This window comes from Streptomyces sp. NPDC058221 (assembly GCF_042882365.1).
Lineage (GTDB): Bacteria > Actinomycetota > Actinomycetes > Streptomycetales > Streptomycetaceae > Streptomyces.
Window position 1 is genome coordinate 47,353 of record NZ_JBHVWF010000015.1, and the last position, 15,975, is coordinate 63,327.

Genomic DNA, 15,975 nt, shown 5'->3' on the forward strand with positions numbered 1-15,975 from the left:
TCCGGGGCAAGCGGCTACTTCCTGACCCAGACCGTGCGGCCGTCCCACCACTGGGTCTGCGGGATGGTCCCTCCGAATCCGGCGACACGGTCCCCGACCAGGTAGGCCACGGACTGCTGGAGCAGAGGGATGACCGGCGACCAGGTGGTGAGCCGGGCCTGGATCTTCTGGAGGATCGGTCGGCGCTCTTCTTCCGTTGCCGTACGCCCCTTCGCCAGCAGCGCGTCGAGATCGGCGTCGCCGGACTTGGTGAGGTTCGCCGGGGACGTACTGCCGTAGGCGGTGGAGAAGATCTGGAGCGGGTTGGCGGGCACGCTGGTGTAGCGCAACTGGGCCTCGAACGCTCCGCTCTGGACCGCGCTGATCAACGAGGGCTGTTCTGCGACCTCCAGCCGCATCTCGATGCCCACGTCCCGCAGCATCTGCTGCATGATCTGGGACTGCTTCTGGAACTCGGGCGGGGCGGTGGACACCAGCGTGAAGTCCGTCCGCTTCCCCTGGTTCTTCAGCTCGGCGACCGCAGCTTTGGCTTCCTTCGGGTCGTACGCCGGCCATCCCGTCTTGACGTGATCGGGGCTGCCCGGAGGGACAAGGCCCGAGGTCGGGGCGGCCATGTTCTGGAACACGGCCGCACTGAGTGACTTCAGGTCGATGGCCTGGGTGACGGCCTTGCGGAACGCCGGGCTGTCGAAGGGTTGCCGACTGAGGTTCATGACGATGTCGTAATACGTCACCGCGGGCTGTCTCAGTACGCGCAGGCCGGCTTTCTCGGCCTCGGGGAAGTCGGTGGGCACCTGTGACAGGGCGAAGTCGATGTCGCCCGATCGGACGGCGGCGAGTCTGGCGTCGCTGTCGGTCATGGGCGTGAAGTCGATACTGCTGAGGTAGGGCTGGCCCTCGACGCGGTAGTCCGGGTTGGCCTTGAGGGCGATGTCACCACCCGGGCGGAACGATGTGACCTGGTACGGGCCGACGCCGACCGGGTGCAGGCCGTACTTGTCCCCGTACTTCTTCACGGCCGCCGGGCTGGCAATCATTCCGGGTGCGCCACTCGACCCGCCGGACGGGGCGAAGATTTCGTCGAAGCCGGTCCAGGGCTGGGAGAGCCGGAACTCGACCGTGGTGGTGTCGAGCGCCGTCACGCTCTCAAGCGTCTTCAGGGTGGACTGGCCGGCGGCCTTGCAGCGCTTGGTGTTCGCCACGACGGCGGCGGCGTCGAAGCCGGTGCCGTCGGTGAACTTCACTCCCGACGGGAGGGCCATCGTCCATGTCAGCCCTTTGTCGTCGGTAGTCATCGACTTGGCGAGTTCCGGCTCGACCGAACCGTCCTTGGTCGTCGACATCAGCGTGTCGTGGACGAGCAGCCCGACCTGCTTGGTGTCGAACGAGGTGTTCTGGCACAGATCCAGGCTGAGCACACCGGACGTGAGGGCGGTCTTGACCTGCCCGCCCCGGGCCGGGGTGTCCGATACGAGTTGCTGTCCACCCCACTTGTTGAGGGTGACTCCCTTGCCCGTGGCGGTGATGGGCCCGGTCACCGACGCCGACGGAATGGTTCGTGAGTAGGTTGTGCAGGCGGACAACAAGGCACAGGCGGCTGCAAGGACGGCCACAACGGGTAGTCCTCGTGTGCTTCTGAACAATCGAGGTGACCTTTCTGGCGGTCCGGGCCGGTGGCCCGGACGCGTGTCGGCTGTGCGGCTCCGACAGTCGACAAGCGCCGCGGCAGGCAATGTTTGCCCGTCAAGGAGCGGCGAGAGTGAGTGCCGGGCGTCGCGACGGGGCGAACGCTGCCTGCTGCGGCACTAGTGCGCGAGGCGGACCTTCGCGGCCTCCATCTTCTGAGCCATTTCAGCGATCCACTCCTCGCGCGGACGGGCACCCGGGTCCTTGGCGGCGATCTCGTCGGTCTCGCGCAGGATCTCCTGCTCGCTCTTGTCGAGGTCGAGGGGGTAGCTGCCGGGCTGCGGGATGTAGTAGGGCGAGTGGACGTAGACCTCGACGAAGTTGCCGTCGGGGTCGTTGACGTAGACACTCCACGCGTTCCCGTGATTCTTGATCACCTCGACCGGGATCCCGGTCGCCAGGACGTGCTGGTAGAACGCCTTGAGCGCGGTCAGTGAGTCCAGCAGGAAGGAGATCTGCGCGACCGTCCCCGGCGCCTCGGGATCGCGGCCGGAGATCAGCGCCAACTGGTGGTGCTCGGTGGGATCGGCGCTCAGGAACGCGCCGGGCCGCCGGGTGTAGTTCTTGCCCGACGCCCCCATGCCGCTGTCCGTGACGATCATCCCGAAGTTCTTGCAGTAGAACTCCGTCATCGCCTCGAGGTCCTTGACGAAGATGCCGGCGTGCTTCAGCCGGGGTGAGAAGTCGATCGCGTCGGGCATAACTGCCTCCATGGGATGCGCGGTGGGTGCCGGGTGGTGAAGTGGTGTTCCTGCGAGACGGACACAGCTGCTGAACCGGCCGCATCGACTTCGCCTTTGACTGGTGTGGAGTGAAGCAGCGGTGCGAGGTGGTGTCTTTGGTCAAGCGAGCCAAGGGTGCGGGCACCTTTGGACAGATGGACTCACGTGGTCCGGGCGTACGTGCCGCAGGCCCCTCCTGCCCGCGCGCAGCGCGAGCGGTGTGCTGATCCGATCCATCCAAAGCCGGCGAGAGCGTTGGCGTTCTTGACCGAAGACACCCTGCGGCAGTGTGCCTACTCTCGCCGGACACCGCATGGAAGAACCGCCCGGCGGACCCCTTCCCGTACCGGAACCGGCGGAGCGTCGTGTTTTTCGCCCCGGCGGTCTGACGCGCAGCCGCCCCCACCCATGGAGATTCGTATGGCCGATGACATCGACTTCTCAGCCCGTCGCGCCGACTGGTCGTCCTACCGGGACCGTGCCCAGGCAGCGGGACGCGAGCTCCTCACGGCCGTGGACGGCATCACCGAGGGAATCAGCTCCCGGCGTACCGAGTCCGAGCAGCACGGACGCGTGCCCCACGCCTCTGTGGACGCCATGATCGAGGCCGGCGTCTTCCGCGCGTTCACGCCGCTGCGCTACGGGGGCCTGGAGACGGATCCTGCCTCGTTCTTCGAGGCGATCATGAAGATCGCGGAGGCGGACAGCTCGGCGGCGTGGATCGGCGGGCAGCTCAACGTCCACTCCTTCGAGATCGCGCTCATGGACGAGCGCATGCAGGACGAGTTCTGGGGTGACGGCCCCGACACCCGCGCCTCCAGCTCCTACGCGCCCATCGGCAAGGCCGTAGCTGTCGACGGTGGGCACCGGCTCTCCGGCACCTGGACATTCTCCAGCGGTGTCGACCACGCCCAGTGGGTCGTCCTCGGTGGCGGCGACCGGAACTTCGTGGTGCCGCGCGGCGACTTCGCCATCGACCACGACAGTTGGGACGTACAGGGGCTCAAGGGCACCGGCAGTAAGTCGGTGACCCTCGACGACGTCTTCGTGCCGGAGTACCGCACACACAGGCTCGTGGACACCTACCGCGACACCAACCCCGGCTGGCTCGTCAACAACCGGCCCCTGTATTGGATGTCGTTCACCGGCGTCTTCAACTCCACGCCCACCAACACCGCGGTCGGCACGGCTACAGGCGGCATCACCACGTTCTTCGAGCAGTCGAAGCGCCGGTTCACCCGCCAGGGGACCGGAGCTCCGGTGGCCGCGAACCCCTTCATGCACCTCAAGCTTGCGGACGCCACGACCCGGGTGCGGACCGTCCGCGAGCGGCACCTGGCCAACTGGCGCGCGCTGTTCGAGCTGGCCTGCCGGGGGGAGGAGGCCCCGCCGCTGGAGCGGATGCGCGTCCGATTCGAGGCCGCCGACACGGTCGCGACCTGTTTCGACGCGCTGACCGAGATCTGGCCCATCGCCGGAGCCGCCGCGTCCGCCACCGTCAACCCGCTGCAGCAGTCGTTCCGCGACCTCATGGCCGCGCGTAACCACGGCTCCGCGGGCCGCGAGCTGGCGGCGAGCCTGTACATCAAGACCAGGCTCGGCATGGACCCGGCTCCCTTCACCGACCTGGGCACGCTCGCCTACTACAAGTGACCGCCGACCGGACCCGGCTTCGGCCCGGGGCCGTGGCGACCGACCTGAACCGTCCCGACCACCCGAGGGCAGGGATCACATGAACGCGACCGCAGTCAGCCGTACCGTCCAGGAACCCATCGAAGCGGGGGACCCACGGGCTGAACCTCGTGCCTTCCGCCGGTGCCTCGGCCAGTTCGCGACCGGCGTCACCGTCATTACCACCGCGCACGGCGACACACCGGTCGGCATGGCCGTCAACTCCTTCGCGGCCGTCTCCCTGGACCCGCCCCTGATCCTGTGGTCCGTCCGCAGGGAATCCCGCAGCCTGCCGGCCTTCCTCGAAACGGCCCGCTTCGCGGTCAACGTGCTCTCCGCGGACCAGGTGGAGGTGTCCCAGGCGTTCGGCTCCGGGCACCCGGAGCGGTTCTCGCTTGCGCCGTGGTCCGCGGGCACCCACAGTGGCGCCCCGCTCCTCGACGACGCCGTCGCCCACCTGGAATGCCGCCTCGAAGCGGTCCACGAGGGCGGCGACCATCTCATCCTCGTGGGACACGTCGAGCAGTACGCACGGTTCGACGGCAGCCCACTGCTCTTCGCCCAGGGCACCTACGCGGTGGCCGATGACCATCCGGCGGGCCACGACTCCACCACGGACCCCGGGCCGGCCGAGGCCCCGGCGACCGACACGGACGCGCTGTTCACCACTCTGCTCAAGGACGCGGCCCACCGCATGTCGACCCTGTTCGACGAGCACCGCCACACCATCGGCGTCAACGACGTCACCTCGCGCGTCGTCAATCGGCTCGGCGCCGGGCCGTGCGGGAGCGAGGAGCTGGAGCACGCCACGTACCTCGGCAGGCGCGCCGTCGAGGACGCCCTGGCCGAACTTGTGGAGCAGGGCCATGCCGGGCGGGACCCACACGGACGCTATGAACTCACCGCGAGCGGCCGCCGCATCGGCCAACGCCTCCGCCACAGCGCCCGGATGTTCACCGGACAGCAGCTCAGCGGCATCCCCGAGGCAGACATCGCCGCGGCGAGGCGCGTGCTGCTTGCCCTCCAGCCATCCAGCTGAACGACACCGCCACGCCACATCCACAGACGTCCCGAGGAGAGCGACACCGTGACCGAGATGATCGACCGCATCGTGAGCCATGTGCTCGACACGCCGTACGAGAAGTTCGGCGCAGCCGACGTGCTCGCCGCGAAGAACCGGGTTCTCGACACACTCGGGTGCGCGCTCTCCGGCTCCCGGGTGCCGAGTAACGCCCCCCTGCTGGACCTCGTACGACGCTGGGGCGGCGCGCCCGAGGCCACCCTGCTCGCTCAGGGGGGACGGGTGCCGCTCCACCATGCCGCCATGGTCAACTCGCTCCAGGCCCGTTCCTTCGACTTCGAGGTCACGGGCCCCGAACCGGAAGGTGCCAACAAGGGCAAGATGGTCGGCCACGTCGGCAGCACCACGGAGCCGACGGCACTAGCTGTCGGCGAGTTCCACCACGTCACCGGCAAGGACCTGATCGCGGCCGTCATTCTCGGAGGGGATGTCGCGGCGCGTGTCTCGGTCTCCGACACCTTCAGCTTCGACACTTCCTTCGAGGTGTGCGGGACCTCCAACGCCTTCGGTGCCACCGCGGTGGCCGGACGGCTGATGGGGCTCGACCACAGTCAGTTGCGCAACGCCTTCGGTATCCTCGTCAACCTTATGGCCGGCACCTTCCAGGGCATCTGGGACGGCGTCCCCAGCTTCAAACTGCCGGGAGCCATGGCCGCCTTCAACGGCGTACTCGCCTGCGAGATGGCGCAAAAGGGATTCTCGGGCGTTCGCGACCCACTGCTCAGCCCGCGGGGCTACTTCGCGATGTACACGAGGGACCCCCAGCCGGAGAACATGCTCGTCGACCTCGGCGAGGTCTTCTACGTCCGCGGACAGCACAAGCTGCACCCTTCGTGCTACGGGAATCACAACCCGATCGAGTGCGCCCTCGAACTCCGCGCCAAGGGGGAGTGGAAGGCCGACGACATCGAGTCCGTGGTCCTCGACGTACCGCCCCACCGGATCGAGCACTTCCTCAACCAGCCGTTCACGGCGGCTGACGAGCAGGCCAAGGCGCTCTTCAACATCCCCTTCGGGATTGCCAACGCGCTCCTGCACGGCAGGCCGGAACTGGAGCACTACCTGGAACCGCACATTCACGAACCCGAGTTGCTGTCCCTGGTCTCCCGGGTCCGCCTGGAGCCGAACATGCCCGGGTCCAAGAGCCACGCCAACCGGCTCACCGTGACGTTCAAGGACGGCGAGAGCATCGAGGCGTACCGGGAGGACCCGATCGGCTGGCTCGACAACCCCGCACCGCAGAGCGAGATCGACGCCAAGTTCCGGCGCAACGCGGCATTCTGCCGGACTGTCTCCGAGGACAGGGCGGAGGACGCGTTCCGTCTGATGCGGACGCTCGAGGAGTGCCCCGACGTGGCGGAGCTCGCCACGCTGCTCGCCGGATAGCCGGGGCCGGCCGGACGAGCGGTCGGCAGCGGGGCCCCGGCACGGCACGTACGAACGGATGGAGAGGCAGGCCGATGCGGCAGAACAGAAGCAGCGACGTGACGATAGGCGCATTCGACCGGTCCGTGAGGTCCCTGCGGAGCCTGGTCGCGGGGGAGTGGCGGGACGGCGAGGGTGACGAACTGCTCGACGTCAGCCCGGCGAGCCCTGGCGAGACCGTGGCCGCTGGGCGGCTCGCCCGGAACAGTGACCTCGACGACGCCGTGGCCGGCGCACGCGACGCCTTTCCCCGCTGGGCGACGACACCCCACCACGTACGCGGCCGGATCCTGGAGCGAGCAGCCGACGTGCTGGACGCGCGGGCCGTGCCGTGGGGTGAGGAACTGTCGTGGGAGGAGGGCAAGGTCCGGGCCGAGGGCATCGGCGAGGTGCGGCGGGCTGCGGAGATCCTCCGCTTCTACGCGGGCGAAGCGTTCCGTCCGGTCGGCGAGGTGTTCGCCTCACCGCGGCCCGGCGAGCAGATTCAGGTGATCCACCGCCCGGTGGGCGTCACCGCTGTGGTGACCCCCTTCAACTTCCCCGTCGCCATCCCGGCGTGGAAGATCGCACCCGCTCTCGGCTATGGCAACACCGTGGTGTGGAAACCCTCCGGCCTGGTGCCGCTCCTGGCCGTACGCCTGGCCGAGGCGCTGGTCGAGGCGGGACTGCCGGACGGCGTGCTGTCGCTGCTCCTGGGCGACGGGGCCCTGGGCGGCCAACTCGTCGAGCACCCGGGCGTGGACGCGGTGACGTTCACCGGGTCGACTGCCGTCGGGCGGAGCCTGATCGCCACCTGCGGGCGCCTGGCCCGCCCCGTCCAGGCGGAGATGGGTGGCAAGAACGCGTCCGTGGTGCTTGCCGACGCGGACCTGGAACCGGCCATGGAGGAAGTGCTCGCCGGAGCCTTTCGCTCGGCGGGCCAGAAGTGCACCGCCACCTCCCGGCTCGTCGTCGAAGAGCCGGTCGCCGACGCGTTCCTCGCCCTGCTCACCGAGCGCGTCGCGCAGCTGCGCGTCGGTGACCCGTTGGACGACTCGTCCGAGATGGGACCTGTGGTCTCGCTGCGGGCCCGGGACGAGATCCGGCGGGCCGTGGACGCCGGAACCTCCCGTCCCGGGTTCAGCATCCTGACGGGCGGCCACCCCTACGACGACGACCGCCGGACGGGCGCGTTTCTCCGGCCCACCGTGGTCGGTCTGGACGTGGACGACCCGTTGTGGTGCGAGGAACTGTTCGGCCCCGTGCTGTCCGTGCGGCGGGCCCGGGATATCCAGGAAGCGTTCCGGCTGGCCGACGACGGCGACTTCGGGCTCTCCGCGGCCGTGTTCACCGACGATCTGCGGGCAGTGACCGCTGCCACGGAGCAGTTGGACGTCGGCGTGCTCCACATCAACTCCGAGACCGCGGGGGCCGATCCGCACGTACCGTTCGGCGGCGCGAAGCAGAGCGCGTACGGGCCCAAGGAACAGGGCCGCGCGGCACGCGAGTTCTTCACGCGGACCAAGACCGTGTATGTGCGCGCCTCGGAGAGGCGGGCCCGATGAGCGCGGCGACCGGTGGGCCCCTGTCCGGCGTTCTCGTCGCCGACTTCGGCCGCGTCCTGGCCGCCCCGTACGCCACGATGCTCCTCGCGGACCTCGGCGCCGACGTGATCAAGGTCGAGCGTCCGGGCACCGGGGACGACACGCGGGCGTGGGGGCCGCCACAGGTTCAGGGCGAAGCCACGTACTACCTGTCGGTCAACCGCAACAAGAGGTCCGTCGTGCTCGACCTGCGTGATGAAACGGACCGCCGACGGGCCACTGAACTCGTCCGCAGGTCCGACGTCCTGTTCGAGAACTTCCGGTCCGGGACCATGGAGAAGTACGACCTCGGGTACGACCGGGCACGTGAGCTCAACCCTGGTCTCGTCTACTGCTCGGTGACCGGCTTCGGCGCCGGGGCGGGGGCCGCCCTGCCTGGCTACGACCTGCTGATCCAGGCGGTCGGCGGCCTGATGAGCGTCACCGGGCCGAGCCCCGGCCGACCGGTGAAGACGGGCGTGGCCCTCGTAGACGTACTGACCGGACTGCACGCGGTGACCGGCGCCCTGGCCGCCCTGCGCCACTGCGACGCGACCGGCGAAGGACAGCACGTGCAGGTCGACCTGCTCTCCTGCCTGCTGTCCAGCATGGTCAACCAGGCAGGCGGATACACCCTGGCCGGCAGCGTGCCGGGCATCATGGGCAACCGCCACCCGTCGATCGCGCCCTACGACGTCTTCAAGGCGGCGGACGGGCCCCTGGTCATCGCCGTCGGCAACGACCGGCAGTTCGCGATGCTGTGCCAGGGGGCGGACGCAATGGACCTGGCCGCCGACCCCCGCTTCGCCACCAACGCGGGGCGTGTCGCCCATGTCGACGCGCTCACGGCCGCGCTCGAAGCATCGCTGGCCAAACGAAGCGCGGCCGAGTGGTTCGAGCTCCTCACCCCGCTCGGCGTGCCCTGCGGACCGGTCAACGATCTGGCCCAGGCGTTCGGTCTGGCCCACACGCTCGGCCTGAGTCCACGTGCCACGGTCACCGGACCGGACGGCTCAGCCATGGACCTGGTCGCCAATCCGATCGGCCTCTCCGGCACCCCTCCCCGCTACGAACGCTGTCCACCACGTCTCGGTGAGCACTCCGAGGACATCAACACCTGGCTGGACTCATGAGTCCGGCCAGCACCGATGAACCGACCACCTGTACCTTCAGGAGCACACGATGAGCGGCGCCAAGCCGATGCAGGACCCCCTCGACCTGATCGACCTTCCGGCTGTCCTCACGGACGAAGAGCGGGAGATCCAGTCCACCGTCGCCAAGTTCCTCGCCGACCGGGTCCGCCCGCACATCGGGGAGTGGTTCGAGAATGCCCACTTCGCCCGCGAACTCGCTCCGGAACTCGGCAAGCTGGGCGTGCTCGGCATGCACTTGGAGGGCTACGGCTGCGCGGGCACCAGCGCCGTCGCCTACGGTCTCGCCTGCCTGGAGTTGGAAGCCGCCGATTCCGGCTTCCGCAGTTTCGTGTCCGTGCAGGGCTCGCTGTCGATGTTCTCCATCTGGAAATGGGGATCGGAGGAGCAGAAGCAGGAGTGGCTGCCCCGACTCGCCGCCGGAGAGGCCATCGGCTGCTTCGGCCTGACCGAACCCGACTTCGGCAGCAACCCCGCGGGAATGCGCACCAGGGCCGTCCGCGACGGCGGTGACTGGATCCTGAACGGCTCCAAGATGTGGATCACCAACGGCGGCATCGCCGACGTGGCCACGGTATGGGCCCTGACCGAGGACGGTGTCCGCGGCTTCCTCGTACCCCGGGGAGCCCCCGGCTTCAGCACACGGGACATCAAGCAGAAGATGTCGCTGCGCGCCTCCATCACCTCCGAGCTCCACTTCGACGACGTGCGCCTGCCGGACTCCGCCGCCCTCCCGCACGCCCAGAGCCTGCGTGGCCCGCTGTCCTGTCTGAACGAGGCCCGTTTCGGCATCCTCTTCGGTGCCGTCGGCGCCGCCCGCGACTCCCTGCAGGCGGCCATCGACTACGCCGACGCGCGCGTCCAGTTCGACAAACCGATCAGCGCCTTCCAGCTCACGCAGAAGAAGCTGGCGGACATGAGCGTCTCGCTGGGCGGTGCGGCGCTGCTCGCACTGCACCTGGGCCGGCTCAAGGACCAGGGGAGGATCCGCCCCGAGCAGATCAGCGTCGGCAAGCTGAACAATGTCCGCGAGGCCATCGCCATCGCCCGCGAGTGCCGCACGATTCTCGGCGCCAACGGCATCTCCCTGGAGTACTCGCCGCTGCGACACGCCAACAACCTGGAGTCCGTCCTCACCTACGAGGGCACCAGCGAGATGCACACGCTGGTCGTCGGCCAGGCCCTCACCGGCCACGCCGCCTACCGCTGAGATGGGACTCTCCATGGCCACACCCACCGGCCCTTCCCCTGCCACCGGTCCGCAGCGCCCGGCGCCCGACGGCATCCACCGTGTCGGGGTCGTCGGCGCCGGGCTCATGGGCAGCGGCATCGCCGAGGTCTGCGCCCGCGCCGGGCTCGACGTGGTGGTCGGCGAGACCGGGCTCGAAGCCGCGGCCGAAGGACGCCGGAGAATCACCAGTTCCCTGGACCGTGGCGTGCGCGGCGGCAAGCTCGCCGAGGCCGACCGCGACGCCGCCCTGGGCCGGATTCGGTACACCACCGACCTGGCGGATCTGGCCGACCGAGACGCCGTGATCGAGGCGGTGGCCGAGGACGAGGCGGTGAAGACCGCGGTGTTCACCGCCCTCGACAAGGCCGTCACCCGGCCCGACGCGATTCTCGCTTCCAACACCTCCTCCATCCCGATCGCGAAGCTCGCCATGGCCACTACGCGGCCGGACCAGGTGATCGGCATCCACTTCTTCAACCCGGTACCGGTCCTCGGTCTGGTGGAACTCGTGCCGTCCCTGCTGACCGGCGCCCGGACACGCGGACGAGCCGAGGAATTCGTCGCCGGGGTGCTCGGCAAGCGGGTCATCGAAGCCCCGGACCGGGCCGGATTCATCGTCAACGCGCTGCTCGTGCCGTATCTGTTGTCGGCCATCCGCATGGTCGAGTCCGGCGTCGCCTCCGCGGCCGACGTCGACAACGGCATGGTCCTCGGCTGCGCGCACCCCATGGGCCCCCTGCGTCTCGCCGACCTGATCGGCCTCGACACCCTCAAGGCCATCGCGGAGTCCCTGTACGCGGAGTTCAAGGAGCCCCTGCACGCTCCGCCGCCGCTGCTCTCGCGGATGGTCGAGGCCGGGCTGCTCGGCCGGAAGGCCGACCGTGGCTTCCACGACTACTCCCGATGACTGCCTCAGTCAGGGAGTGCCGCCCAGCACGGCCGATAGGATGCCGGGGTGAGCGAGGAACAGGCAGCGCGCAAGCCGGCCCGGGCGGCGGGGTCCCAGACCCTGGCTCGTGGACTGACGGCACTGCACCTCGTCGCGGAGGCTCCGCGGGGTCTCGGCGTACAGGAGATCGCCGAGCGTCTCGGCGTCCATCGCACCATCGCCTACCGCATCGTGAGCACGCTGGCAGAGTTCCGTCTGGTCTCCCGCGGCGCGGACGGGCGCTACCGGGCCGGTGTGGGCACCGTCGTCCTGGCCCGTGGTTACACCGCGGGTCTGCAGGAGACCGCCGTCCCGTTCCTCCGCCGCACGGCCGACGACCTCGGTGCCACCGTCGCCCTGATCGCCGAGGAGGGCGACGAGGCGGTCGCGGTCGCCGTGGTGGAGCCACAGTCGGTCGACTACCACCTCTCCTACCGTGTGGGCAGCCGCAATCCGCTGAGCGTGGGTTCGGCCGGTCTCGCCCTGGCGTCCATGCGCCCGCCGTACCCGGGCGAGCCCGAGGCGCCGGCCGAGGCACGGCGGCAGGGGCACGCCGCGACGTACGGCCAGGTGGAGCCGGGGGCCTACGGAGTGGCCGTGCCCCTGAGGTTGCCGGAGCCTGCGCCCCGGATGTGCGTCAACCTGATCACCTCGCGCGAGGAAGTGGCACGCCACGCCGTGGCCAGGATGCGCGCGACCGCGGAGGACATCCGGTCCGCCGCGACCGGGGAAGGCGAAGCCTGAGACCGGCGGCGTTCGGCCGGCAAGCCGCGCACACCCGCTGAGCCGGAGTGCGGCCCAACTCTGCTCCTTCAACGGCTCTTTGCGCGCCGAAGGATGTATCTCTCGTCACCCAGAGGGCCTTGACATGGTGACCTGCTTGTCTGAGGCTTCTAAATATCGCACGGGTGCGAGCGTTAAATGAAACAACGCAGGTCGGTTCCGTCATGTCAGGAGATCCCCGCCCATGCCCCATCCAGCCCCCGCCGCCCCCTCGGCCTCCTTCGACGTCGTGATCGTCGGAGCCGGTCCCACCGGTCTCACACTTGCGAACCAGCTCGGGCTCTTCGGTGTACGCACGCTGCTCGTCGAGGCAGAGGACAAGCTCATCGACTACCCGCGCGGTGTCGGTATGGACGACGAAAGCCTCCGCGCATTCCAGCAGATCGGCCTGGTGGAGCAGATTCGCCAGCACACCGCACCGCACCAGATCATGCGGTTCGTCAACGGACGTGGCACCCTGCTCGCCGAACTCGCGCCGCAGACCGACGAGTTCGGCTGGCCCAGGCGCAACGGCTTCGTACAGCCCCTCGTCGATGCCGAACTGTTCGCAGGAACCGGCCGGTTCGAGACCGTGGAGGTCCGGTTCGGTCACCGCATGGAGCGGTTCACCGAGATCCGTGACGGCGTCGATGTCGATCTGACCGGGCCCGACGGCGAACCCCTCACCGTGCGTGCCGGATACCTCATCGGCGCCGACGGCGGACGCAGCGTCACCCGCAAGTCCCTCGGGCTCGCCTTTGAAGGCTCCACCGAGCCGACCCGCTGGCTGGTGGTCGACCTGCGTAACGACCCGCTGGGCGCACCCAACGCCTACATGGGCTGCGACCCGGCCAGGCCGTACGTCTCGATCGGCCTGCCGCACGGCATCCGGCGTTTCGAGTTCATGCTCTTCCCGCACGAGGATCAGGCGTTCGCCGACGACGACGCCAACCTCCACGCGCTGCTGGCCCCGCTCATCCCTGACCCGGTTGCCGCCGACGTCATCCGTCGCCGCGTCTACACCCACAACTCACGCGTCGCAGGCACCTTCCGTAAGGGCCGTGTCATGGTCGCCGGCGACGCGGCGCACGTCATGCCCGTCTGGCAGGGGCAGGGGTTCAACAGCGGTATCCGCGACGCCGTCAACCTCGGCTGGAAGCTTGCCTGCGTCGTCCGGGGTGCCGCGAGCGAACGGCTGCTGGACTCCTACGACAGTGAGCGTCGTCCGCACGCCACCGCCATGGTGGACCTGTCCGACAAGGCCGGCAAGGTCATCTCGCCGACCAATCGCCTGGTCGCCGGGTTCCGCGACGTCGTCTTCCGCGGTCTCAACGTCGTTCCCGCAGCCAAGGACTACGTGGCTCAGATGCGCTTCAAGCCGATGCCGTTCTACGAGCGTGGGGCGGTCGCCCACCCGGTCCGGCCGACCCGTGGCGCTCCGAGCGTGGGCCGCCTCTTCATCCAGCCGCGCGTCACCACCCGGGAACGCGATGACGTCCTCCTCGACGACGTGACGGGTCCGTGGTTCACCGTCCTGGCCTGGAACAACAATCCGCTGACCCTGCTGGACGACCGGGCAGTGGAGACCTGGCGCGGGCTCGGCGCCCATTTCGTCGAGGCGCGTGCCCTGTGCCAGTTGCACTGGGCCGACGGCGACAACCCCGAGGTGACCGTGGTCGGCGACCTCAACGGCCGGCTGAAGGCGTGGTTCGACCAACGACCCGAGGCCGTCGTCGTCCTGCGTCCCGACCGCTTCGTAGCGGGGGCAGACCTCGCCCAGAACGCCTCGTCCCTCACTCGCCGCCTCACCGAGGCGTTCCACCTGATACCTGGAGGCCCCGATGTCAGTCGCCCTGTGCTGCCTGTCGCACTCCCCGCTCATGGAGTACGTGCAACCGTCTGACGATGTCAGGGCCCGCGTAGACACGGCTCTCGCCGGAGCCCGGGCGTTCGTCGAGGACTACGACCCCGAACTCGTGGTCATCTTCGCGCCCGACCACTACAACGGCTTCTTCTACGACATGATGCCGCCCTTCTGCATCGGTGGCCGGGCACACGCGATCGGTGACTTCAAGACCCCCGAGGGCGCACTCTCGGTCGACCACGACGCGGCACTGGCGATCACCGAGTCCGTGCTCGCCAGCGGTGTCGACACGGCACTGTCCGAGGACCTGATCGTCGACCACGGCTTCTCCCAGCCGCTGGACATCCTGCTCGGTGGCATCGACGCGAGGCCCGTGGTCCCGGTGTTCATCAACTCCGTCGCCGAACCACTGGTCCCCGCCCACCGCGTCCGCGCCCTCGGCGAGGCAGTCGGCCGGGCCGCCGCGGAACTCGGCCGACGAGTGCTCGTGATCGGTTCCGGCGGGCTCTCGCACGATCCGCCCGTACCGCGAATGGCCGAGGCCGACACCGCGGAGAAGGTGGCCAGGCTCATCAACAACCGCAACCCCGCCGACGAGGCCAGGGCGGCACGCCAGGCCCGCACGATCGCCGCCGCCGAGGCGTTCGCCGAGGGCGGGTCCGGCATGCACCCACTCAACCCGGAGTGGGACAACCTCGTCCTCGACGTGCTCGGCGATCCTGCGCGCCGCACCGAGACCGACACCTGGGCCAACGACTGGTTCGCCCAGCAGGCGGGCAACTCCGCGCACGAGGTGCGCACCTGGATCGCCGCTCATGCGGCCCTGTCCACGGCCGGCTCCTACCGGGTCACAAGCCGCTTCTACGAGCCCATCGAGGCGTGGATCGCGGGATTCGCGGTCACCACGGCCGTCACCGGTACCGCCTGATCGGCCGTTCGCACGACCACGTCACCGGACGCCCACATCGGGCAACGACACACGAAGCAGGAGAGCACATGTCCGCCATCTACCCCTCCGTCTGGCTCGGATTCTCCCAGACGTCCTTCACGCTGGAGCAGGTCCAGGTCGGGCAGTGGAGCACCCGCGTGTTGACCGCGGGCCCCCCTGACGGCCAACCGCTGGTGATGATGCACGGCACCGGGGGCCACCTGGAGACTTACGCGCACAACGTCAAGGCGTTCGCCGACGCCGGATACCGCGTCGTGGTTTACGACTTCCCCGGCCATGCCGGCACCACCCATGCCGTCGCGGACCTTGAACTTGAGCACTACGTCGAGCACTTGCTCGGCCTGCTGGACGTCGTCGGTATCGAGAAGGCCCACCTGACCGGAGAGTCGCTGGGCGGCTGGGTGGCCATCAAGTTCGCTGCCCGGTACCCGGACCGAACCCGGAAGATCGTCGCCAATACCCCCGGCGGCACCATGTCACGGCCCGAGGTGATGGAGAAGATCCGCACCCTCAGCCAGGCGGCCGCCGATGACCCGTCGCACGAACGCGTCAAGGCCCGCCTGGAGTGGCTGATGGCCGACCCGGCCACGGTCACCGAGGAGCTGATCGCGACCCGCCGTGCCCATTACTCCCGTCCCGGCTACGCCGATTCCGCCCGGCACATTCTGTGCCTGCAGGACCCGGACATCCGCCGCCGCAACCTGATATCCGACGAGGACCTGACCGCCTTGAAGGCGCCCGCGCTGGTGGTGTGGAGCTCCGACGACCCCTCGGGTCCTGCGGCGGCCGGTATGGACATGGCCGAGAGGATGCCGGGGGGGCGCTTCGCTCTCGTCGAGAACGCCGGCCACTGGCCGCAGTGGGAACAGGCGGAGTTCTTCAACGACCTGCTGCTTGCCTTCCTGGCCGAGGAGAGCTGAACCCGAGGAGAGCTGAACCCGAG

General features: G+C 69.1%; 13 protein-coding genes. 11 read left to right on the forward strand and 2 right to left on the reverse strand.

Features of this window, described 5'->3' with window-relative positions; all coding sequences use genetic code 11:
- Positions 1 to 14 precede the first annotated feature (14 nt).
- Together ACFVW8_RS07765 and ACFVW8_RS07770 are read right to left on the reverse strand one after the other, a co-directional pair.
- Positions 15 to 1,538: an ABC transporter substrate-binding protein gene (locus ACFVW8_RS07765; protein ID WP_389687166.1), complete on the reverse strand. Its 1,524-nt coding sequence runs from the start codon at positions 1,536 to 1,538 to the stop codon at positions 15 to 17.
- A gap of 267 nt (positions 1,539 to 1,805) precedes the next feature.
- Entirely contained in the window at positions 1,806 to 2,387 is a 582-nt protein-coding gene (locus ACFVW8_RS07770) for a VOC family protein (protein ID WP_389687168.1), read from the reverse strand.
- 441 nt (positions 2,388 to 2,828) lie between these two features.
- On the opposite strand from ACFVW8_RS07770, the gene ACFVW8_RS07775 reads away from it, so the two are divergent.
- The 11 genes from ACFVW8_RS07775 to ACFVW8_RS07825 all read left to right on the forward strand — a co-directional run bounded on the left by ACFVW8_RS07775 (position 2,829) and on the right by ACFVW8_RS07825 (position 15,952).
- On the forward strand, positions 2,829 to 4,061 hold the full coding sequence (locus ACFVW8_RS07775) for a hypothetical protein (RefSeq protein WP_389687170.1): 1,233 nt from the start codon (positions 2,829 to 2,831) through the stop codon (positions 4,059 to 4,061).
- Between the two features lie 79 nt (positions 4,062 to 4,140).
- Positions 4,141 to 5,118 (forward strand): flavin reductase, encoded by a 978-nt coding sequence (locus tag ACFVW8_RS07780; protein ID WP_389687171.1) that lies wholly within the window; start codon positions 4,141 to 4,143, stop codon positions 5,116 to 5,118.
- 57 nt (positions 5,119 to 5,175) lie between these two features.
- On the forward strand, positions 5,176 to 6,546 hold the full coding sequence (locus ACFVW8_RS07785; RefSeq protein ID WP_389687236.1) for an MmgE/PrpD family protein: 1,371 nt from the start codon (positions 5,176 to 5,178) through the stop codon (positions 6,544 to 6,546).
- A 98-nt stretch (positions 6,547 to 6,644) separates the two neighbouring features.
- Positions 6,645 to 8,129, forward strand: coding sequence for an aldehyde dehydrogenase family protein (locus ACFVW8_RS07790; RefSeq protein WP_389687173.1), 1,485 nt, complete (start codon positions 6,645 to 6,647; stop codon positions 8,127 to 8,129).
- A complete protein-coding gene (locus tag ACFVW8_RS07795) occupies positions 8,126 to 9,280 on the forward strand; it encodes a CaiB/BaiF CoA transferase family protein (protein ID WP_389687175.1) in 1,155 nt (384 codons plus the stop codon). Before ACFVW8_RS07790 ends, ACFVW8_RS07795 begins: the two co-directional genes overlap by 4 nt.
- Before the next feature lie 49 nt (positions 9,281 to 9,329).
- Complete coding sequence (locus tag ACFVW8_RS07800; RefSeq protein WP_389687177.1) at positions 9,330 to 10,508, forward strand: acyl-CoA dehydrogenase family protein; 1,179 nt, start codon at positions 9,330 to 9,332, stop codon at positions 10,506 to 10,508.
- Positions 10,509 to 10,521: 13 nt separating this feature from the next.
- Positions 10,522 to 11,436 carry a 3-hydroxybutyryl-CoA dehydrogenase gene (locus ACFVW8_RS07805; protein ID WP_389687179.1) on the forward strand — a complete coding sequence of 305 codons (915 nt, stop codon included), beginning with the start codon at positions 10,522 to 10,524 and terminating at the stop codon, positions 11,434 to 11,436.
- Between the two features lie 48 nt (positions 11,437 to 11,484).
- Positions 11,485 to 12,201 (forward strand): IclR family transcriptional regulator, encoded by a 717-nt coding sequence (locus tag ACFVW8_RS07810; protein WP_389687181.1) that lies wholly within the window; start codon positions 11,485 to 11,487, stop codon positions 12,199 to 12,201.
- A 223-nt stretch (positions 12,202 to 12,424) separates the two neighbouring features.
- The gene (locus ACFVW8_RS07815) at positions 12,425 to 14,122 is read left to right on the forward strand and encodes a bifunctional 3-(3-hydroxy-phenyl)propionate/3-hydroxycinnamic acid hydroxylase (RefSeq protein WP_389687183.1); all 1,698 of its coding nucleotides are present in this window, start codon (positions 12,425 to 12,427) and stop codon (positions 14,120 to 14,122) included.
- Positions 14,100 to 15,011, forward strand: a complete 912-nt coding sequence (locus tag ACFVW8_RS07820; protein WP_389687238.1) for a 3-carboxyethylcatechol 2,3-dioxygenase — start codon at positions 14,100 to 14,102, stop codon at positions 15,009 to 15,011. The genes ACFVW8_RS07815 and ACFVW8_RS07820 overlap by 23 nt, the downstream gene beginning before the upstream one ends.
- A gap of 68 nt (positions 15,012 to 15,079) precedes the next feature.
- On the forward strand, positions 15,080 to 15,952 hold the full coding sequence (locus ACFVW8_RS07825) for an alpha/beta fold hydrolase (protein WP_389687185.1): 873 nt from the start codon (positions 15,080 to 15,082) through the stop codon (positions 15,950 to 15,952).
- Positions 15,953 to 15,975 lie beyond the last annotated feature (23 nt).